We start from the raw sequence: 20298 nt of genomic DNA, 5'->3' as shown, positions 1-20298 counted from the left end.
TTTAAGACAGATCCTTAGTCGATTGATACAACAATGTACTCATATAGCTACGTCGTCAAAAAGGCAAAATTTGCTACAATTTTTTGCCTGATTTCATGATCCCCTTTGCGCTCGCCAAAAATCAACCAAAATATTAGCTTAGCAAACAACAAATTAAAAATGTAAAACCGATAATAGCAATGGAAAATAAAAGCAAAAAATAGTGATGCAATCTACAATCTCTCCCTTCACAGTTATCTATGCACTCTGAATGAAAATTTACTGACTTTAATAGACTTTGAAGGCATGGCAATAGCGTTTCTGGACCGACCGCATATCATAAAAATCTTCTATCTGTAATGTAGCATGACTCGTTCTACATGAAAAATATTCACCGAGAGGGGAAGGGGTATTCCGCAAGGGACATGTTGTTTTAAGGGCTGACCAACGTTCATTTTCGCAGTAAGTAAAGACTCCTTTCTGAACTGGGCTGATATACAGACAAGGTTTGAAGTACGTGAGCCTGTCATGGCCTCAGAGAAATAATAAGCCGCGATAAATCTAAAAGTAAAGGAGATGTATACGTGTTCATTAAAGAACATGATAGTGAATTGTAATTAATAAAGGATGAAATCGCGAAATTAATTGCAAAGGTTAGAGACCGATCTCTCGTCTAAAAAAGCCCCAATTCTGCTTCCGATAGACCTGTTGATATAATAAAAACGTTATTTCCCAACGGCTTTCAGCACGGTGATTATATAAGAAAGATTCCCCGAGTGCTCTCTCACTGGAAGGGCATCTCGTCTCTGGAACTATGAAAAAGGGTTTATCATCAAAGACGGCACGTTGTATGTTGTAATTTCCGCAGATGATGTTAGGTGTATAACCTCTATTTATGACGATCTGGAGCTGAATTCAATTCTGTTCGGAATTCCGTCATCCTCTTATGAGCTCCAGTCTAATGTTCTTGCTCCGATGTTTCAGCTCGACGAGGGTGACAAATACGAACACGTGAGACATAATGATATATAAACTAATGGAAAAATCTTGCAGTTATAGTAAAAACAAAAAATCGAGGCCTGATAAACTAGTTGTTTCAAGAGTCCTCACCGCGCTCAAAGACAGAGGCATCATTAAAAAATTCCTAATGAAGAAGATGAGAGAGGCCAGAAAATCATCATATTAAGCGACTCGGCAGAGTTTGTCTCTTCAATAGATACAAAAATTGAAGTCATAATTTCGAAAATTAGTCCAACCTCGGAAAAATCGCGGTGATACATAGGTCAGTTGCCGAGCGAGAATTATTTGGCTTTTTTCCGAAAACGAAGAAATAATCCACGAAAAATGGTCGTGTTTCAGGAACCTCAGAAAATCGAGGATATTGAGAAGGGATACCAGCTATTTCAGGATACGGTAGCAGCATTTCCCCATCTTGTGAGACTAATTTCGAGACCTAATTCAAGACGTTATTTTGTTAGTGGACTTTACGTCTAGATTGTTAAATTTAACTACACGTTGGCAAGCAACGGATTTCTATCAAAGTGGTGCAGAGGACTGATAACATTGTCGGTATTTACGTTGTCGAGCTAGCCCCTAAGGATGTTGCTACCTTACCAGAAAGCATCTTTTAGCAATTGGGAGAAAAAATAGGGAGATGCTGAACGGAAGCCCTGAATTAAGCGAATCAGTACTGAAAGGGGATGTAGAGTATGATCCCAGAAGTTGTCCACTATACAAAACCACTATACGATAAGTGCGAGTGTCCTATGTGGACTCTTGAAGAGAGCGCAGTCTCAGTATGGTATTCAGAGGATCGTATCTGTAAGAGCCCTCAATTCCGGGCAATAACCAATTTCATGAAGAAGCCCAAGGATATTTTACTCTCAAAGTGCTGAACCGAGACTTCATAGTCCGGAGAGGAACTGAAGGATTAGATTCTGATCTCCCTGAGTCAATTAGGGACCCGGGAAAAATACAAGATAAAGGAAGGGATTTGGATCACTAAGGAAAGAAAGCGATGAGGAAAGGAGGAACGAGAGCAATGAGATCGATTCAAAAATCCCTTCTCGTCCGTCAATTTTTAAAACGACTGACCCTCGAGGTGATAACTTCATCTAAGTGCTTAAACGTATTAAAAATTGAGAAAAGGGATTATTGAGAAATGAGAATGAATCAAATGAAGGCTACACCCCACAGGAATATGATGGTTCACATATCAACGGCGCTCAAATAGGGCACGGAACTATGGGTTCTAAACTATCTATCTAGGACTGACCACTTTGGAATAAAGAAATCCAAAATGACAGGTGAAATTTCCTTAAAAAATAGAGTCGATGTTGTTTTATACCATTCGATCTTCTTTTTGATATTCCTTTATCCCTTACATCCTTAGGCTTCAACTTCAAGATGCATTCATAGAACTCTTTCAAGTTCTTGTATTCAAGATATTGAATACTTGCCAATCTGCTACTCCTTCCACTTTGCTAGTTGCGTGGGAAATATTCCTGTCTCCTGCATATCTCTGCCTGAGTGGTGTTTTCTGTGAGTGCTTCCATGACAATCTCAAAGTTCTCATCTACGGAGTGCCTTGATATAATGGGAGCACCTCCATGCCTTCTTACCTAATATTTAGTATTATAATGTTCCAGCTGTATGAGGGAGCACCCCAACTTTCAAGAAGATCCATTTTAAAGACTTAAATAATTTACTTTAGATTCTCATCTCATATAGTTGTTTGAAAAAAAACCAGAGCACAGTTGATACAATGATAAAAACTCCTATAACTATAAAGGAATGATTTATAGATGTCACCTCTATTATAGCACCACCGAGTATACCTGATGAAAAAGTGGCCGCGACTGAGAATGTGCTAAATGCCCCACTGATCCTTGCCATCAGGTCCTGGCTTACTATGTGGAGCATTAAAGTGTTATAAATTACATTAGCAATACCAATCGCGATGCCAACTAACATTGCTGGGACTAATACATAAAATACGGATGTGAGGAATGAAATGGATGTTATTAGTAAACCCGTTGATACCAATATAATTACTGATATTGACCCTATCTTCCCTTTCACCTTCCCCCCTAAAAAAGAGCCTATGACAAGGCCTATGATAAAAGTAGAAAATATAATGCTTGCAAATATTGCCGGTAAGTGGAATCCTATCTGTACCAGGGAGATGAATATTATGCCTATGGTACCAAATACAACATTTAGGATTAATGCAATTATCATAAGCTGAACAATCTCCCTATGTTTTCTCATGAATTCAATACCTTCCTTCAGAGATGTCATTGCGCTCACATCTCTTGGCCTGAAATTTGTTCTTATAAAGAAAATGGGTATTAGAGCCAAAGCAAATACAGCGATGATTGTTGCAAAAGCGTGATAGAATCCAAATGCAAGTATAACGCCAGAGAGGGCGTATCCGCCCCCTGCCGCTATATAACTAACCATTAAAGAGACTGAAGAACCAGATTTGTAATGCTCCTCCTTTAAAATTTCCTTCGTCCATGAGGCTCTTATCGAATTCATCATATCTGATGTTAGCCCCAGGATAAAACCGCTTGCATAGATTGAGATAAGTATTAAAATTAACGAGTTAAGATAAAAACCGTAGAGAATTGTTACAGGAAAAACTGATCTTAGAACTCCGGCTGCGATTGCAATAGCCTTCTTTCCTTTAGCTCTATCTACCAAGGCACCAACAAAGAAGCTGAAGAATAGCGGCAGTGACATAATTCCGTCGCCAAGACCCGCGAGGAATGCATTTTTTGTTTCAAAGAGTATTATCCATATTATTATTAAATTAAAAGAGGCTAGACCAAACCTTGAAAGACCGGCATTGAAGATAAGTAGCTTGAATCTACGATCAAATGAGGAAATATCACTCACTCCAGTAGGTAATTGCGATAATATATATATCTTTTTCAGTGAAAAATAAGGATTCGGAATAACCTTCTTAACCTGGTGAACTACCTATTACAAGGCACAAAAACTGTGAAAATATTGGCAAAATCAATCCTGAATGATTGTTTTAACTCCCTTTTTCCTCTTATTTTTCTGATAATTGGGATAGCTACAACTATCCTATCATAATATTCAGTGCGAACAAATAAGGAAGCAAGAAAACATGAACTTCATCCTAACCCTCCTTGATAGTATTACCAGGGTGTGGGAGAAGTGGAATACACTCTTCATTATTGCAAATGGATATTCAACTAAAGCTCTCTTCTTTGATATTCTCTTATTCCTCATAACAGTCCAGTAACAGTGCTTGAAACTGCCTATGGTTCTGGTCATTGTTGCATCGTATCCCTTTGGCTTTGTTCCGAAGTAACCCTTATCCTTTCTATGGGAAAAAGTTCTTTTGACGATCCTCTAAACCTGTTGTCTTTAATTAATTTTATGGCGTCCTGAATATATGTGTAGCTGTTGGTATTCCTCGCACTGTTAGCTCTCTGAGACATCGATTTCATCTTCCTCTCTGTCAATGGATCTATGTTGTCAATGAATTCATAACCGGTTGAAAGCATTGAGAATATAGTTTCAATGAGGATCCTAGCAATAGCAACAATTGCACGATTCTTTCCAACTCTTCTCACAATACTCACACATTTCTTTCCCGTCTTACTCTTTCCCGTCTTACCTGAATGCATTATGACAGTATGTGCAAGATTTACCAGAATGAATCTCAGCATTGATGAACTCCGTTTAGATATGTGACCCCTCATATCCCTGTTCAAGGCGTCTATCACCAGGGACTGCTCCCCGATGATTTTCTTCAGGCTCTCTATCTCCTCTTCCCTTTCATCCCTCTCCTGTTGTGGGAGAGGGCATCCTTCCCTCCCTCAAGGAACTCCTGCTTCCACTTGTTCAACTGCGTCAAGAATATACCGTGGAACTGACATATTCCCTCCTTGCTCAATCATGGATTCAACTTCCTTCATAGGTACTACCTTCTGTTTATGACCGTTGTTTAAGCTCATGCCCATTCTCTCCCTAACCCTCTTTTGCAATTCCTCTGGAGAGAGGTCTAACATCTTATCTTTCTCAATTTCGGTTTGGCTGAACCCCATAACTGTGAACCGTTTTTGGATTCTCTGTACAGGCTTTCCTTTTCCTCGTCTGATAACGGCCTTCTTCCAGTTTCCATATATGGAGCGCACTTAGGATATGTAGCCCTCATTTCATCTATTATATCCTGTGCCAGTTTCTTGTTAGTTGAATGCCTGACTGATGTATCCCCTGTATAGCCCGTCCAATTATCCCTCTAGTTTTGAGATACCAGTCCTTAATTTTCGCACAGGTCTAAAGCACTTGAAAAGTAAGCTCTAAGGACATAAGGTCTCTACGTATAGCCCAGCTTCCTGATTGCTTTGCTTATCTCCCTTGATACCAACGCAGTTCTTGGCCTTTCGTGCACATTTACACCTGGGCCTCGGGTACAAGGAGAGGGTGAATCGATCGTCAGCTTCTCTCCCCTCCTTATTCTCTCCTCTAGTTTTTTGACGTATGAACCCTCTTCTGGAAGAAATGCGATGTATTTCACGCCTAGCCTTACTGATAGTTGATCTGCCCTAACTTTGGGACCTTCACGAATTCAACCTTACTATCTTTAATTTCCATTAAGGTAAATCTGATAAGATCAATCCGTCCTCTCCTCTAAAGTCACCTATGCTTCTATCCTCAATCCTTAAAACGCCATCAAGGAAATTGACACCTGACTCTAGATGTTGTTACTGTTATAATCCTAGAAAGCTCCTCAGGAGTCGGTAATCGCTAATTTTCCACTGTCGTATTCCTGAATGTTCCCAGACGGATTTAAGGTCTATTGAGATGTCATTAAACCTAAGCCAAGACGATAACACCTTCTTGAACCTAACAATATACAATCCAGCCTTCCCTCGACTCTCTAGCCTTCGAATTAAAAATCCTTTTTGAGTTTAACCTGATTTCGCATCCTTAATTATTTGCTTTGGATTTGCGTTTTGTATTTTGCAATACAATCCTAAAAACCCATTAAGTAAACCTCGCCTGTTATTACAGGTCCTGCTCTCACATTATCGTTCCATCTTTTTTACATCCTCATCCCTGAGAAGCTCTTATGGTTTCGCTTCGAAAACCATGAAGCCATATTATGAGTTAGAATATGAGGATTCTCTATCAAATTATTGTCAATTCCTGATGGACCCAATCAGTCACTTTATAAACCATGACTCGGTTTAATTTGAAACTTTAGCCTTCTCCTGATAAATAGCGTCATTTAAATAGAGACAGACTGCTGAGAAAATGGAATGTTGAGTTTTTAAAAGTAGATCATGATAAAAACGCTTAAGAAACCACGTGCAGTAGAATTCCTTATAAGAGAAGACGATAGGAGTTACTTTTGGAAAGCGGTTAGTTTTCACGGAGAGTTCACCGGTCGATGAACTTACTGGTAAACTCTACTGTTAATCCTTAACCTTTGGATATTAAGATTATTAAGAAAATTATTTGTAATAAGATCTATCTAGCTGGGGCTAGCCCAAACGAACAAACGCTAGCGGGATTACTCAAGGCGCGTAATATCAGGTAGTGGCCTCCTGATATAATAGTTTAAGTCTAATAGTTTCACAATACGTATTTTAACTAAAACTTTCTTCTCTTCTTTAAGTCTGATCAAAGATTAAAACGGAGTGCCTGAGATGAACCTAGTAATCGGATCTTACTGCAACCCTCCTGTAGCAACTGGTAAGTATCCAGGAGAGGTAATTTCTAGTGCTCAAGGCGATCTCAGCCATCAGTTAAAGTTCTTTAGTCTTAGTGAAACGTAAACCTAGCTCAAGACGTCTCTAAACGCTTTGGTACCAATCAGAACTCAAGGGAAACGAACTTCTCATCCTCGTCTACGAGGAGCCTCCTCAGACTAGGATGGGTTGGAAAAATCGAGTTAAGAACTCATCATCACGTTCCATTATTTGATCTCTCAAGCTCCTCACCTCCCTTACCTGATCCGAATAGATGCTCGTGAGTGCTTTTAGGATGGATTCTATAAGTCCGTAGACGGCATCTTTGTGTAAAGACCTCATCTTCTCGTTGTAACCGTCTCGTGCTCAAGAGCTTTTAATCGCGTAGAACACTGGTCTTAACTCCTTTACTGTAGCGTAATTTTTATCACTAACGAGAACTGCTAGGTTATCCACACAAGAGTGCTATCCACCTTCTGTTTTATACCCCTCAGAATCACAAAAATATCTTGATCAAACGAACCAACTCTACGAGTGTTACTCATTTAGAGTAATACTTTCAATAAAACACTTGATACAAAAGACCTTCGCTTCCTTTGGAGACGAGGCAAAGACGGGCTCGTATCAAACGCTAGTAATATTTGGTATAGTTAACTAGAGATTAACTAGACAAATCAAGGGAGAGGTAAAGGGAGGCGAGAGAACGACGGAGAACTAAAAGTTGACGAAGAGAGGTGTATTTCCGAAGAAGGGGTAAAGTTCCTATCGACCATGTATAAAATAGATCTAAGCAGAGAATAATGGTATTTAACTTGAATTGAAAACAAGTAAAACTTTTTGTACCAACGTTTGAGTATCTAAAGGTTTTATTCTCAAAAATTTTTAATGAAAGTCCCTCATTTCCCAGAGAGTAGAGTATAGAGTTGACGACAGAAGCAAATGAACTAGCGACTACTTTTATTTTTCCTTACTTTATTTTTAACAAGGATATCCTTTTATAGTAGAGGAAGTTCAACGATTGTGGGGAAAAAGGGGCTTTAAATCTAGACGGGTCGACCTTTTGTAAAATGAAAACTTTGGAAATATCATGTTAGATAATGCCTTCAATATATGAAAAGTTTTTAATAATTTGTTCTTATGATCAGACAACATTAATGAAAATGAGGATCAAATTTATATGATAAATCTTTGGTTCTAACCTTATGTCCATAGAAAATCTAGGGACGTATCCTCCTGCAGCTGTTCCGCAATGGCTTAGCCTAGGATCGAACTCTTGGATATTAACGGCCACAACGCTAGTGATGATACAATCTGTCCCTGCCCTGGCGCTATTTTACGCGGGGATGACGAGGAAGAGGTTCTCTATGAACACCGTGATGATGGTTCTTTACTCGTTCGCTTCGACCTTCCTCATTTGGGCCATCTTAGGATACTCCATGAGCTTTTACTCCTCTTCGATTCACGTAGGTGGGTTAAACTTCTTAGGTTTACCCTTGCCGGTTTGGAGCCTACCCATGTTCGGAGAGGCTACATATGGCCCTGGTGGGACTCAGCTTAACATTCCTTTCTTAACCTTCGTGATGTTTCAGTTCGCGTTCGCTGCAATAACTCCTGGCTTAATCGTAGGGGCCATTGTGGAGAGAACCAACTTCAAGGCATGGATGATTTTCTCCCCGATATGGATTCTGGTAGTCTACGCCCCCGTAGCGTACTGGCTTTTCGCGGGAGGGTGGCTCAATCAATTGGGTGCGATTGACTACTCTGGAGGATATGTGATCCATATGACCGCTGGTTACTCTGCACTTGCACTAGCTATGGCTGTGGGGCAGAGATTGCCCCGTGAACGGAAGGTTGAGGCCCACAACCTCTTGCTTACCGCTTTGGGTTTCGGATTAGATTGGATGGGATGGAACGGATTCAATGGAGGGGACGCTGGAGGAGCGACAATAGACGCTGCGATAGCCGTTTTTAACACCAACCTGGCCGCGGCGGCAGCTGCAATAATGTGGATAGCTATAGACATGAAGGTTTTCGGGAAATCCTCATTCACCGGATTAGCTAACGGGACATTTGCAGGCTTGGTTGCAATAACTCCTATGGCTGGGATGGTAAACCCAAGCGAAGCCCTAATAACTGGGTTGATAACTGCCCCCATAGTGTGGTTAGGTATCTATAAGTTGCTTCCTAGGCTAAAGGTAGACGATGCTTTAGGCGTCTTTCCAGTTCACGGTATAGGAGGAACTGTAGGAGGTCTCCTCACCGGATTGATGATCGATCCCACAGTCTCAAACTATTACCTCCCTGGCTACAGAGGTGCCTTATTCGGTAACGTACATCAGTTCCTGGTTCAAGCGTTAGCCGTCTTAGTAGTTGGTTTATACTCGTTCTTTGTGAGCTTAGGACTGGCTAAGCTAATCGCTAAAGTTACGCCGCTCAGACTGGATAGGGACGCAATACTTCATGGGGACTTTTACATTCATGGGGAGGCCTCTTATCCTGACTTATACCTTGCCAAGAGCGATCAAAGTGTAACCCACAGGGAAAAACTGAAGGAGGAGACCGAGATAAAGTGACCTTCAAACAATTGCGCTAAAGCACGTAAGCTATCCAAATCAAGACGAAATAGAGGACGCAAAGCGCTATACCCTCCAAGTAAGATAGTTTACCGTCCTTTACGACTAAAATTCCGATTACGTTGGAGACTAGGGCCAAAATGAGGAAAGGACCTTTCGTGGTGGTGGAGTCCAGCCCCACTAGTCCTAACAATATCGTTGCGTTTTGTATCTTGCTTCCGAAGTAGCTCACGACCGCGGCAGATCCACCGCCTGGATATCTAGTTGCTAACCTCACTGATGAGATTCCCTCACCTAGCTCCGCCACGACAGGGGTCAATATGAGGGCGATCAGTGTCTCAGATAACCCGGTCGATCTACTCAACTCAACTATAGATTCCACGAAAATAGGGGACAGAACTACTATAATTGAACCGCCGACGATTATCTGGATCACCCCCTTTACGTTCGTTTTACCCCTAGATGAGCGCCTAAACCTAAAGACAAGGTAATAGATGTATATGGAGAAGAAAAGGAAAGTGAAAATGATGTTCAACTCTCCCACGATTATTCCAAGGGCGAGAACCAGAGACGCGGCACCCATTACCTTGAGTTCCTGGCTGTAATCTCCCTTCATGAGTATTGGCCCTTTCCACTTTAGGAAGTAAATGACCGAGATGAGTCCCAGGCCTAAAGTGAATATTACTACGTTGCCGCCAATGGCGGAGCCCAAGGCGATCTCACCCTTATGCTCTAAAACGGAGGTTAGAACTATCAGGGTCTCAGGTAGTGCAGTTACGTTCCCCAGAATGACTCCGGCTGCCATGCCCTGCCCTAAAGCCTGCTCTAAGCTCTCCACTCCTCTCGTTAGGGCCTCCGTAGAAAGCCCCATTAAAACTAAGATGAGCGCTGCCTCAATGACTAAAGATGATGGTATCAACTCTGGGTTAAGTGACAGCCGCTAACTATATAAAAGTTCTTAGAGGCCTAAGAGAGTGTACCTGTGCATCAAACAGTAAACCGACGAACTAGGTTATATGACTAACAACGCTAATCCGACCGCAGTTATCAGTACTATCATGGCGAAAACTGAGTTCATAACGTGCCTGGACTTGTACGTTCCGTTGTTTAAATCAATTTCAGTCAAATGATAGATTAGTAATCCGTAAGCTATCACTGCACCTCCTAAAAGAATCATGACCTCCCCGAAAAGCACTGAGTTTCCTGTACCCTTGACACCCTTTAATAGTTGAAGAAATAACGCGAACTTGGCGATTACGAAACCGAACCCGATAAGGGCCACTCCTGTCCTTATCCAGGCTAAGAAAGTCCTCTCATTAGCCATATGATCTGAAGGCGATGTCATGAGAACAGAAATTAAAAGAGAAGGAAAAAAGTTTACATATACCTTTTTAACACTGACATTGGGTCCGTTAGGTTCGCGGTTAGTAGAGTCTCTTCTGGGCTGTGACCGAAGGCGAAGGCCAAGAGTTGAGTGAAGTAAGTTAATGGCATCCTCAAGTCCTGTCCATACTTCTCAGTTATCTTGTTCATGTTGCTCTCTATGGCTACGTGACCTAGAGGGCAATCCGTTATCAAGAGCTCAGCTCCGTTCCTCTTCGCGTCCTTCAATATCCTCGCCTCTAAGTGAAGCGACGTGTTAACGTCAGAGTAGACGTGAGGCCCTCCACAACACATCGTCTTAGATTCGAAGGGAACTACCTCAGCTCCTAAAGCCCTAAGAAGTTCATCCATGAAAACTGGCCTCTCTGGATCGTCCTTCATTTTCATGTAACCTGTCAACGTGTAGGCCTTGGGCCTGGAGTAGAGGCATCCGTAATATGGTGCAACCTTCAATCCCTGAAGAGGTCTCTTTACTCTGCTTTTAACTCCTTCAGGTCCTACCGTATTGTAAATGAACTCCACAGCGTGTATCATGAGCAGTTGCATATCGTATTGCTTAGTCCCCATTTTCTCAAGATAGGAGTTGACCTTCTCTCTGAGCTTCGGGTACCTAGTCATGAAGTATTGAGTCCTTGATAGCGAATAGTGACATCCTGGGCAGGCTGACATTACGGCGTTAGCTCCCATCTGCCTAGCTAAAGATAAGTTCCTAGCCGGAAGTAAGAGCCCCGCCATGGTGTTTACGTTCTTCACCTCCAGAGCGCCGCAACAGTTGTAGTCCTCTATCTTCTCGTAGTTTATACCCAAATCTTTGGCAACAAGCTGTAGCGTAACGTCGTAAGCCTTGCCTAACCCATCCAAAGCACATCCTGGATATAGAGCTACCTTTCCAAACGGATTTAGAATCTCGGTCATTCTGGGTACACCTCCTCCTTCATTGCCTCCTCTAATACAGGCTTAATCTTATCCCAATCTTTAACTCTGCTAGGCTTCATCAAGTCCTTTATTAGGCCAGACTTCAATAGTGGACCCATCATAGTCAACAGATCCCTCAAGCTCATTGTCACGAATCCGGCCTTAGCTGACGCACCACCTAGAATAAGCTCGCTAATCCTTCCCCCATTTTTCATGACCGTCTCTAGGAACAACTCATCGAACACTGTACCAGGGTCGGTCTTAACTAACCCATGCTTTAGGAGGTAATTGTGTATGCTGTGTACAACTTCTTCCACCAGTACTCCCTTAGGACATCTATGCGTGCATTTCTGGCAAGACACGCATCTCCATATGCTGTCCTGAAGCTCGATTAGCGATTGTTTGTCTCCCTTCCTAGCTAGATCGATAAACCTCCTAGGGCTGTAATTTGGGTCGTACTCCCTCATCGTGCAACCTGAGGTACAGGTTCCGCATTGCCAACATAAGCTTATTGTAGCTCCCTCTACTGTGTTAGCTATTTCGTCCCAAACGGATTGATCGTATCCAGTCTGCGTTCTCTCTATCATGAATGCGTTCCAAGTTCCGTCTAATTCTACTCCATCTACTATTACTTTATCTTTTTGAATTAAACCTTTTATAATAGGTTTTTCCAAATTAGGTATGGGCAAGTTTTATCACCTTGATGTATGGTTTGAGGCCCATAACTAGGGCCGTAGTCGTGAGGTGGGTTGGAATCAATCCGGCGGCCTTTTTATCAACCGCCAGATGTGTCGTGTAATCCAAGTACCTCACGTACGCGTACACAAGAAAAACGGAAGTTGGATAGTAGTCGCCTGCAGATAAACCGAATATGTCTAGGATCTTCTTCAGTTCATCTACAGACGAGAAGAACTCCTCAGGAGACTTCAGGTTCAGGTTCTCCTTCAATACGTAGTTTATTGATCCCGTATTCCTCTTAGGGTTCCATATCCATCTGGTCCACAAAGGGAACCGATCGGGATAAAGATAGTGAATGATCTCCCTTGCCATGTCCTCCAGATCCTCATTGTCCTTACCTTTCACCATGTCCAAGAACTTGGTTACCCTCTCTTGATAGCTTAAGCCTTGATTCCTTAACGTGTCTAAAGCCTTTGAGAAAGTCGTTGTTCCAACCTGAGTAAGCACCTGATCGTAGTATTTCCTAGCGTAGAATATGGACTCGAATACCTTCTTCATTTCCTCCTCTGTGCTAGGGTTTACCTCTCTGAGGAACTGGGACTTCATTTTCATTGCGTCTATGATTAAGTTCAAAGACTTCTTAGCGTCTCCCGAGGCTGTGTTATTCACGTCTACATTTAACATAGCATTGTAAATCTCACGAACGAAATCAACGTTCAAAAAAACTGTGCTAATGATGGGCCACCTCGACCCTCTTCTTTGCGAAGTCCGATTCGTCCCACACTCCTTTCGTCACGTATTCATAGGTTTTCATAGCCGCGGCGTAGCCTTCAGTTATGGAGTCGGATATAGTCTTAGGTCCTGTTATTGCACCAGCCAGGAATATACCTTTCCTAGTTGATTGAACTGGCAACCTGTCAGGATCTATGGGCTTAACGAATCCGTGCTCCTCAAGCTCTAAAGCTAATGCCTTAGCTACCTGCTTCGATCCCAGACCTAACTCCATTCCGTTAGCCAGTATCACCATATCATACGGGACGACCAGAGCTCTGTTCAGGTTCATCGTGTCCTCTCCCTTTATGATGACTGTGTCGTTCGGTCCTCTCATGAACTCAGATATCCTTCCTCTTATGTAACCTACCCTGTACTCTAGTTGGGACTTCCAGTACAACTTGTCCTCCATTAGTCCGTAAGTCCTTATGTCCATGTAATATATGTGAACTACCGCATCTGGTACTCTCTCCTTGATCTCCATAGCTTGTTTGGTTGAGACAGCGCAACAGACTCTAGAACAGTATGTGTTACCAACTGTGGCGTCTCTCGACCCGACGCACAGAAGGATTGCGACCCTCTTTGGGGGAACTCCCTTCGTTGTTACCAACTTGTTTTCAGACAACATCCTCTCTATGTCAGAAATTTGATAGATATTAGGTATCACACCGTATCCGTATTCGTACTTTCTCCTTGAGTCGAAATGCTCGAAGCCCGAAGCTGCAATTATTGCGTTTACTTTCTCGTTAGTTATTTTACCCGTTTTGTCTTTAATCGAGACGGTAAAGCCTTTTCCCTCTTCTTTCACTCCCTCTACAATGCTCTCCATATAGGTTTTTACACCGCTTGACTCCACTCCCTTTATGAGGGGATCTAGAACCTCACTAGCTGGCCTTAACTCTGGGAAGAGTAGACTGTATTTGAGCTTTTTAGGCGTGCCCCCTAGGTAAGATTCCCTCTCCACTAAAACTACATCAATGCCTAAGTTCCTTAACTCCTTAGTAGCTGACAAACCTGCGGGTCCGGATCCGATCACGAGTACTTTTTCCCCAGCCAAACTCTCACTCTCGAATCATTTTTAATAAAAATAATTAAAAAGATTTACTTAGCTTGATTTGAACTTTGGGTCTTGTCTCCCTTGTACCACTTGACCCTCTCTGGGACTGACAGGTAGAAGTCTATCTTCCTGTGAGGCTTGTATAGGTACTCAGGTTCGGCCTTCCCTTCCCTTAGATCAGCTAAGTACTGGATGAACTTCTCCTTGTAGTCGTCAACGTTAACTCCTATCTTCCTCATGAAACCTTCTACGTCAGTCGCGTGCCAGTGCACCTGAGCTATAACGTATGGATCTGCACCCATCGCTATAGCTGCGAATTGAGCGTCCGCCAATACTGGTAGGTTATAGTTGAATCCGTGAGCCTTTCCTGCCCACTGACTCTTGTCCAGCGTCGTGACACACCCGGTGTCTGAGGTTACGAATATGTCAGCCTTTCCTTCCTCAACTGCCGGAATTACTTTCTTGAATAAGGCAAAGCTCCTGGAGAACTCCCTCTCTGTTAGGATGTGCCTGAAACCGAATCCGCAGCAGTCCCACCAAGTTGAGTAGTCAACTAACTTCGCACCGAAGTTCTGTGCAGTTCCACTGGGGGCAGCAGGTCTTCTACCCTGGAACACTTCAGGGTCGTATATTGTGTCCTCAGGGACCAACTTGTATACGTGGCATGGAGTGTGAACAGCGGCCCTTATGTTACTTAGATCGTACTTCCTCTGCTGAGCGGCCTTCTTGCTCATAGTGTAAAGCCATTCGGAGTAGTGAACTACCTCCTCAGGAATTACAATGTCCATGTCCATCTTTCTCATTATGGGCCTCAACTTATCCCTTATCTCTTTGTGAAGAACTAACATGTTCCTTATTTCCTTATAGTGACCGAAGGAGGTCCCACAGTGTATCAATGGGAAGTAATCTATTTCGTAAGCTCTCCACATGTTCCTTACGTAAACTCCAGCCAGCGCAACTGGATTGGAAGCCCCAGATGCGTGATAGTTCCATCCTGTACAGGAGGTCTGGTGCGGCTCATCCATGTAATCGATCTCCATCTTGTTCATCATCCAGAACACTGAAGTTGGATATCCTGGAATGTGACCACATTGCCCACAACTCTTATGCTGCCATAATTTAGTTGTGGGAATCACCTTGGGAGTACCGTTCAGCGTCTGCATCTTCACTGGATCGTTATATGGTTTTATGTGATGAACTATTATCTCTCCCTTATCTTCCAACTTGTATAGCTCTTCCTTAACGTGTTGTAAGCCATGTGGAGTACTGTACCTGTAGATTATCCTCTGATAAACCTCATTCCAATCTACGTTGTCCGCCATTGGGAAGGCATCCTTTATCTCCTCTTCCATCTTCTTATCTACTTCTTGAGTAGCCAAACTTTACACCTTCAGTCATTATAATATTGTTCAGGGTTATATACTTTACTTATTAAACATTTTATGTAACTATGAAAGGTTTTTCAAAAGTCTAGCAAATAGTGAAAAAAAGGGAAAAATAAGACTAGAGAAGGGTTTAGAGATCTAACCAGCTGTCCGGAAGTTCGTTCTCGTCCAGCTCTCCCTTCTCCCACTTCTCCTTTATCTCTTCAAGTTGAGACTTCCTGTCTTCATAGATGTCCATGATCATGTCATACAGATCCTTATCAACGCCCTTCAAAGAGTCCATAACTCCAGACTCTATCATGATAGTCATCATCTCGACTGCAGTCTGTAATGACGGGTGCCAACCTATATCAGTTCTCTGCATCAGATCTACTGGTATTGCCTTTCTGTATACGTCCATGTTCTTTGATTCCTCTACGGCTTGAGGACCCCAGTCAGGGAAGGAATCTGGCTGGATCATGTCTGGAGTTACCTGATTACCCATAGTTAGAACGGTGTAGAGCACCCTTCTGTATGGAGCCAATATCTCCTTTGCCGAAGGAAGGGCGAACTGTACCGAATACTCCCTTAATAACATAATTAGTCCAGCTATTTCGTTATTGAATGGGCACCTCATTGAACAGGTGTAACATTGCACGCAGGCCCATACTTTCTTGTTCGTGAACTCCCAGATCTTGTCAACTTCGTCCCTCATCATGTATTGAATCATTTCTCTAGGACCGAAGTCGTAGAACTTAGCGGCTGGACACCCTGAAGTGCAAACTCCACAGTTTAAGCAACCTCTCAAGTACTCGTCATACCTGAAGTCTGACTTAACGGCTTGCCAAAACTTTATTGCAGTCTCCCTATCTTGCGGAGAAAGGTTAGAGATAAGGTTCCTCTCCTCTTCTGGAACTGCACCTTGAACATCGTAGGCCATGTCTAGGTATCTAGGGTCATCTGGAATTTGGAGTATACTCTTAGCTTGAGCCATCTTTTCACAAGTAAATAATGACAAAAGCAGACTTATAAGTTTTGTTAAAAAAAATCTAAAATAAAATAAGTTACTTCGCTCTCTTCACGAGAATTCTAGTTACTCCGCCTTGTTGCTGTATATCTAAGATTTGATTTCCTGTTCTTCTTGCCCAGGCCTCTATGTCGGGCTTCGCTGCTGGGTCTGTGGCTAAAACCTCCAGAACCTCACCTACGTTGATTTGCTTTATTGCCTTTGCGGTCTCCATGACTGGACCTGGACAATACATTCCCTTTACGTCTAGAGTTTTAGTTATCTTTACATCTTGAGCCATGCGTATCACCCTCAAATGAACAGAGTCGTTCCCCCTTCAGCCCTGTCCAGGAACGTCGCAACACCAACTACGTCATCAACAAAGTCGGCCAGGTGCTCCTTCTTAATCCCGAAGAACTCCATTGTGGTTGAGCAAGCGTAGACTTTCACCTCTCCTACGTCCTTAGCCTCCTTTACTAGTTGATGCCACATAGGGAACTTCATCTCCATCATCCTCTTCATCATCATAGGTCCCATTTGTTCGTAGTTCTTATCTATTTGGGGTTGAGCCTGCATGCCGTTCTTGGTGATCGCATTCAATCCCCAGAAGGTGAAGAAAAGGTTGACCTCATAACCGGAGGCCGCAGCCCCAGAAGCTAAAATACCAACGGGCATCAACTTATCTACGGTCCCAGAGAACACGATTATAGATAGTTTTTTTCCTGCCAAACTTTCACCAAAATATCTTTTATATCAAAAATATTTAAGCGTTGTGGTGATGTTTATAATTTGTAAAAATCTTTTAAAATATAAATCGTTAAATAATATAGTAAAACGCTTCAAACCCCCTGATAAATCTCTCGATGAATATGTTTGATAAAAAATATAAGTAAGCTAAATTAAATAATCATGAGGGATAGTCTTGGCACAAACCCAAACTGAACAGGCCCAAGAGGAACAAAAGAAGAAAATATTAATAGTAGTAACTCACGGACCGGAGGACTTAGATAGAACGTATGCCCCACTGTTTATGGCCTCAATATCCGCCTCGATGGAGTATGAGACCTCAGTCTTCTTCATGATAAAAGGACCTTTACTACTGTCTAAGAAATGGCAAGAGGACGAGAGGAAGAAGGGAGGAAATCCGTTCATTCACTTCTTTGACATGGCTAAGGATAATAACGTAAAGATGTACGTATGTGTACAAAGTCTAAAGGACATGTGTCATATGAACGAAAGCGATGTGGTGGACGGAATAGAGTTGGTCGGCGGATCTACACTAATAGACCTAACTTTAGATGCTGACAGAACACTGTTCTTCTGATACCTATGAAATTTGACGTGGTCGTACTAGGTGGCGGATCTGGAGGATACGTAGCCGGATCTGTACTGGCTAGATACGGAAAGAAAGTGGCAGTGGTAGAGAAGGAGAAGTTCGGAGGAATTTGCGTTAGGGCCGGATGTGTACCAAGCATTTTTTTATACGATACGTCTTTTCTCTTTACGAGACTAGGGGAAATTGGAAATTATAAGGGGATGTCAATCAAGGTATCCCTAGGAGATATTTTTAGTTCTAGAGAAAATTTAATTGAGTACCTCTCTAATGCGGGTAGAGAGCTCATAGAGAACGCCGGCGGAACGACCTTACTAGGTGAGGCTAAGATTAAAGAAGGTAAAGTGATCGTAGGGAGGAAGGAGATTGAGTACGATAAGTTAATAATAGCTACAGGGTCCTCACCCTCCATTCCAAAGATTAAGGGTGTAGAGGACGGTCTTACTGAGGATCAGGCAGTGAACCTGGATCGAGTTCCAGAGAATCTCGTGGTGGTAGGCGGAGGATTTGCTGGAGTCGAGATAGCTCAATTCTTCGCTAGATTAGGATCCACTGTCACCTTGTTAACTAAGGGGAAAATATTAAAGTGGTTAAGCGAAGAAGCAAGGAAAGTTATAAAGGATTCCCTGGAATGGGATGGGGTCTCTGTGGTGGAGAATTGCGAACCTGTGTACCAAGACAAAAGATTCTTGAAGACAACATGTGGAGAGTTCAAAGCTGAAGTCGTTTACGCTACCGGTAGGAAACCTAACCTACCTGAGGGGATCGATACCTTGTCCATTGAGACCAATTGTAATGGAATCAAAGTAGATGAGAGCATGAGAACTACTAATGGAAAGGTTTGGGCAATCGGAGATGTAGTAGATAAGGAGAGGAAAGTTGCACACTCTGCGATGCTAGAGGGAGTGATAGCCTCATTATCTATCTTAGGTAAGGATGTGAAAGTGGATCGCTCGTTCGTACCACAGGTAGTGTACACTGACCCTCAGGTGGCGGTAGTAGGTAAACTTGAACGTGCTGTGAAATCGTCAGTGTTCCCTCTAAAGGCGTCAACTAGGGCCATGATTCACGGCATAAGGGAAGGTTACGTTAGGCTAGGTTTTGACAGTGATGATAAAGTGTGCTACGGCGAGGTCGTATCTCAGTATTCTGAGGAGATTATAAACGTTGTAACCCTAGCCATAAAGGCTAAAATGAAGGCTGAGGATCTAGCCCTTCTCCCATTAGTTCACCCTTCATTATCTGAAGGGGTAAGCAACGCTGCCAAAGCCTTATTTAATTTGGATGTGGATGTCTTTAGGGAAAAGCATGAAACTTGAGGAATTCCTTAAAAGGAACAACTTCACCTATCATTCCGATAAGGGTGTCGAGACCGTAATAATGAACGATTACACGTTTTACGTTGTTGGTACGAGGGTTCGCATTCCCATACCCTTACCTACAGGTAAGGAGAGTTTAGACGATCTCGTGACCATGGGAACTCATTACGCTAGAGCCTCGAGACTTGTTCAAGGTATCGCGATGCCCGTAACTTACGAGCTTAAGGGCCCATCTGTGGAGGTGTGCATTGATTTTCAAAGTAGGGAAGAATTAGAACAAAAATTAATTAAAGCTATAGAAGGTATTGAGAGTTTGAGGTATTTCATGTGAGCTACGAAAGTATAATTAAGCAATACCTTAAAATGATAGGGAACCTCAAGATAAAGTACTGTAAAGCCTCGGATTTCATTTCTCAGCTAATCGGGGCTAACGTGAGCTTTGAAGAGAGGACGGATTGTCAGAAGCCAGAGCTGCAAGTCTGGGTTAATGAGAGAAGGATGTTCTCTTACATGGGGATACCTTCAATGAACGAACTGTGGCCTTTCCTTAACGCACTAGTCAGGATATCAAATAACTCAGTCCAGTTGGATCCTCAGGAACTAGAGTTAGCCAAGTCTGTAGTGGGAAACGTGAAGCTTTTCGTGACACCGGACTGCACGAAGTGTCCTATAGCGGCAGAGCTTCTGTATCAAGTAGCTTTAGTTAACGATAAGGTATCATTAGAGATCATTGACACGGAGACCTATGACGAGATCGCAAAGAAGTACCACGTCTTGAGCGTTCCTAAGATCGTGCTCAACGAGAAGACCGAGATACCAGGAGGGTTCCCTCCGAACATAGTTCTCAAGATGTTAGCTAAGTCTAGTCAGGCGACATGACCTTAACTCCAAGTCTCTCCGCCTCCTTCTTCACTTTATCGTCTACCGCGATGAGGATGGCCTGAAGATCTGAAGCCACCATAATGGCCTCAGCCTCATGTACGGGTAGATCAGAGAAAGTACCCGATTTGTGAGAGTAGGATCTAACCCAGACTCCCCTATCTAAAGCGAAGTCTATGTTTATATGGTTCTTCAAAGCGTAGGATACACCATACGTGGTAACGATCAACTTATAGTCCGAGAATTTCTTGAGTATTACGTCAAGCTTAGGAAATGCGCTAGGAGATATAACGGCAAACATATTCAT

The 20298-nt window shown here is 42.7% G+C and carries 21 protein-coding genes; 6 read left to right on the top strand and 15 right to left on the bottom strand.

Going from position 1 to position 20298, the window contains the following annotated elements; translation table 11 throughout:
- Positions 1-2688 precede the first annotated feature (2688 nt).
- The 4 genes from MCUP_RS03580 to MCUP_RS03565 form a co-directional block, all read right to left on the bottom strand.
- Positions 2689-3879, bottom strand: a complete 1191-nt coding sequence (locus MCUP_RS03580) for an MFS transporter (RefSeq protein ID WP_013737303.1) — start codon at positions 3877-3879, stop codon at positions 2689-2691.
- Positions 3880-4283: 404 nt separating this feature from the next.
- Complete coding sequence (locus MCUP_RS03575; protein WP_148230892.1) at positions 4284-4742, bottom strand: hypothetical protein; 459 nt, start codon at positions 4740-4742, stop codon at positions 4284-4286.
- Positions 4743-4835: 93 nt separating this feature from the next.
- Positions 4836-5153, bottom strand: coding sequence for a hypothetical protein (locus MCUP_RS03570; protein ID WP_048057442.1), 318 nt, complete (start codon positions 5151-5153; stop codon positions 4836-4838).
- Positions 5154-5335: 182 nt separating this feature from the next.
- Positions 5336-5536 (bottom strand): hypothetical protein, encoded by a 201-nt coding sequence (locus MCUP_RS03565; protein ID WP_013737299.1) that lies wholly within the window; start codon positions 5534-5536, stop codon positions 5336-5338.
- A gap of 1135 nt (positions 5537-6671) precedes the next feature.
- Between MCUP_RS03565 and MCUP_RS10175 the strand changes: the two genes are divergently transcribed.
- Together MCUP_RS10175 and MCUP_RS03560 are read left to right on the top strand one after the other, a co-directional pair.
- Positions 6672-6800, top strand: a complete 129-nt coding sequence (locus MCUP_RS10175; RefSeq protein ID WP_013737297.1) for a hypothetical protein — start codon at positions 6672-6674, stop codon at positions 6798-6800.
- Between the two features lie 1115 nt (positions 6801-7915).
- Complete coding sequence (locus MCUP_RS03560) at positions 7916-9286, top strand: ammonium transporter (protein WP_013737295.1); 1371 nt, start codon at positions 7916-7918, stop codon at positions 9284-9286.
- A gap of 16 nt (positions 9287-9302) precedes the next feature.
- Here MCUP_RS03560 and MCUP_RS03555 read toward each other — a convergent pair whose 3' ends face one another.
- From MCUP_RS03555 to MCUP_RS03510, 10 genes are all read right to left on the bottom strand, one after another.
- The gene (locus tag MCUP_RS03555; RefSeq protein ID WP_083808565.1) at positions 9303-10205 is read right to left on the bottom strand and encodes a sodium:calcium antiporter; all 903 of its coding nucleotides are present in this window, start codon (positions 10203-10205) and stop codon (positions 9303-9305) included.
- 93 nt (positions 10206-10298) lie between these two features.
- Entirely contained in the window at positions 10299-10631 is a 333-nt protein-coding gene (locus MCUP_RS03550) for a YidH family protein (protein ID WP_048057441.1), read from the bottom strand.
- 32 nt (positions 10632-10663) lie between these two features.
- On the bottom strand, positions 10664-11584 hold the full coding sequence (locus MCUP_RS03545) for a CoB--CoM heterodisulfide reductase iron-sulfur subunit B family protein (RefSeq protein ID WP_013737292.1): 921 nt from the start codon (positions 11582-11584) through the stop codon (positions 10664-10666).
- The gene (locus MCUP_RS03540; RefSeq protein WP_013737291.1) at positions 11581-12273 is read right to left on the bottom strand and encodes a 4Fe-4S dicluster domain-containing protein; all 693 of its coding nucleotides are present in this window, start codon (positions 12271-12273) and stop codon (positions 11581-11583) included. Before MCUP_RS03540 ends, MCUP_RS03545 begins: the two co-directional genes overlap by 4 nt.
- Positions 12260-12946, bottom strand: coding sequence for a hypothetical protein (locus MCUP_RS03535; protein WP_013737290.1), 687 nt, complete (start codon positions 12944-12946; stop codon positions 12260-12262). Before MCUP_RS03535 ends, MCUP_RS03540 begins: the two co-directional genes overlap by 14 nt.
- A 46-nt stretch (positions 12947-12992) precedes the next feature.
- A complete protein-coding gene (locus MCUP_RS03530) occupies positions 12993-14090 on the bottom strand; it encodes a CoB--CoM heterodisulfide reductase iron-sulfur subunit A family protein (protein ID WP_013737289.1) in 1098 nt (365 codons plus the stop codon).
- 44 nt (positions 14091-14134) lie between these two features.
- Positions 14135-15442 (bottom strand): heterodisulfide reductase-related iron-sulfur binding cluster, encoded by a 1308-nt coding sequence (locus tag MCUP_RS03525; RefSeq protein ID WP_373419058.1) that lies wholly within the window; start codon positions 15440-15442, stop codon positions 14135-14137.
- A gap of 163 nt (positions 15443-15605) precedes the next feature.
- Positions 15606-16448: a 4Fe-4S dicluster domain-containing protein gene (locus tag MCUP_RS03520; protein WP_013737287.1), complete on the bottom strand. Its 843-nt coding sequence runs from the start codon at positions 16446-16448 to the stop codon at positions 15606-15608.
- Between the two features lie 70 nt (positions 16449-16518).
- Entirely contained in the window at positions 16519-16761 is a 243-nt protein-coding gene (locus MCUP_RS03515) for a sulfurtransferase TusA family protein (protein ID WP_013737286.1), read from the bottom strand.
- An 11-nt stretch (positions 16762-16772) separates the two neighbouring features.
- Positions 16773-17189 carry a DsrE/DsrF/DrsH-like family protein gene (locus tag MCUP_RS03510; protein ID WP_013737285.1) on the bottom strand — a complete coding sequence of 139 codons (417 nt, stop codon included), beginning with the start codon at positions 17187-17189 and terminating at the stop codon, positions 16773-16775.
- 193 nt (positions 17190-17382) lie between these two features.
- On the opposite strand from MCUP_RS03510, the gene MCUP_RS03505 reads away from it, so the two are divergent.
- The 4 genes from MCUP_RS03505 to MCUP_RS03490 are packed head-to-tail and all read left to right on the top strand — an operon-like array spanning position 17383 to position 19991.
- Positions 17383-17784, top strand: a complete 402-nt coding sequence (locus MCUP_RS03505; protein WP_013737284.1) for a DsrE family protein — start codon at positions 17383-17385, stop codon at positions 17782-17784.
- Between the two features lie 5 nt (positions 17785-17789).
- Positions 17790-19112, top strand: coding sequence for a dihydrolipoyl dehydrogenase family protein (locus tag MCUP_RS03500; protein ID WP_013737283.1), 1323 nt, complete (start codon positions 17790-17792; stop codon positions 19110-19112).
- Positions 19078-19443: a hypothetical protein gene (locus MCUP_RS03495; RefSeq protein ID WP_048057440.1), complete on the top strand. Its 366-nt coding sequence runs from the start codon at positions 19078-19080 to the stop codon at positions 19441-19443. Before MCUP_RS03500 ends, MCUP_RS03495 begins: the two co-directional genes overlap by 35 nt.
- Positions 19440-19991, top strand: a complete 552-nt coding sequence (locus MCUP_RS03490; protein WP_048057439.1) for a thioredoxin family protein — start codon at positions 19440-19442, stop codon at positions 19989-19991. Before MCUP_RS03495 ends, MCUP_RS03490 begins: the two co-directional genes overlap by 4 nt.
- Here MCUP_RS03490 and MCUP_RS03485 read toward each other — a convergent pair.
- Positions 19975-20292 carry a PIN domain-containing protein gene (locus tag MCUP_RS03485; protein WP_013737280.1) on the bottom strand — a complete coding sequence of 106 codons (318 nt, stop codon included), beginning with the start codon at positions 20290-20292 and terminating at the stop codon, positions 19975-19977. The two genes, MCUP_RS03490 and MCUP_RS03485, sit on opposite strands and share 17 nt — an antisense overlap.
- Positions 20293-20298 lie beyond the last annotated feature (6 nt).

Origin of the sequence: Metallosphaera cuprina Ar-4 (genome assembly GCF_000204925.1) — an archaeon.
In the GTDB taxonomy this organism is placed as follows: domain Archaea; phylum Thermoproteota; class Thermoprotei_A; order Sulfolobales; family Sulfolobaceae; genus Metallosphaera; species Metallosphaera cuprina.
This window is presented reverse-complemented; position numbering and strand designations above follow the sequence as displayed.

Bases quoted from the DNA above. Each gene is read 5' to 3' on its own strand.
- MCUP_RS03560 (WP_013737295.1), top strand. From the start codon at position 7,916: ATGTCCATAGAAAATCTAGGGACGTATCCTCCTGCAGCTGTTCCGCAA.
- MCUP_RS03545 (WP_013737292.1), bottom strand. From the start codon at position 11,584: ATGACCGAGATTCTAAATCCGTTTGGAAAGGTAGCTCTATATCCAGGA.
- MCUP_RS03535 (WP_013737290.1), bottom strand. From the start codon at position 12,946: ATGTTAAATGTAGACGTGAATAACACAGCCTCGGGAGACGCTAAGAAG.
- MCUP_RS03500 (WP_013737283.1), top strand. From the start codon at position 17,790: ATGAAATTTGACGTGGTCGTACTAGGTGGCGGATCTGGAGGATACGTA.
- MCUP_RS10175 (WP_013737297.1), top strand. From the start codon at position 6,672: ATGAACCTAGTAATCGGATCTTACTGCAACCCTCCTGTAGCAACTGGT.
- MCUP_RS03485 (WP_013737280.1), bottom strand. From the start codon at position 20,292: ATGTTTGCCGTTATATCTCCTAGCGCATTTCCTAAGCTTGACGTAATA.
- MCUP_RS03520 (WP_013737287.1), bottom strand. From the start codon at position 16,448: ATGGCTCAAGCTAAGAGTATACTCCAAATTCCAGATGACCCTAGATAC.
- MCUP_RS03525 (WP_373419058.1), bottom strand. From the start codon at position 15,442: ATGGAAGAGGAGATAAAGGATGCCTTCCCAATGGCGGACAACGTAGAT.
- MCUP_RS03550 (WP_048057441.1), bottom strand. From the start codon at position 10,631: ATGACATCGCCTTCAGATCATATGGCTAATGAGAGGACTTTCTTAGCC.
- MCUP_RS03495 (WP_048057440.1), top strand. From the start codon at position 19,078: ATGTGGATGTCTTTAGGGAAAAGCATGAAACTTGAGGAATTCCTTAAA.
- MCUP_RS03515 (WP_013737286.1), bottom strand. From the start codon at position 16,761: ATGGCTCAAGATGTAAAGATAACTAAAACTCTAGACGTAAAGGGAATG.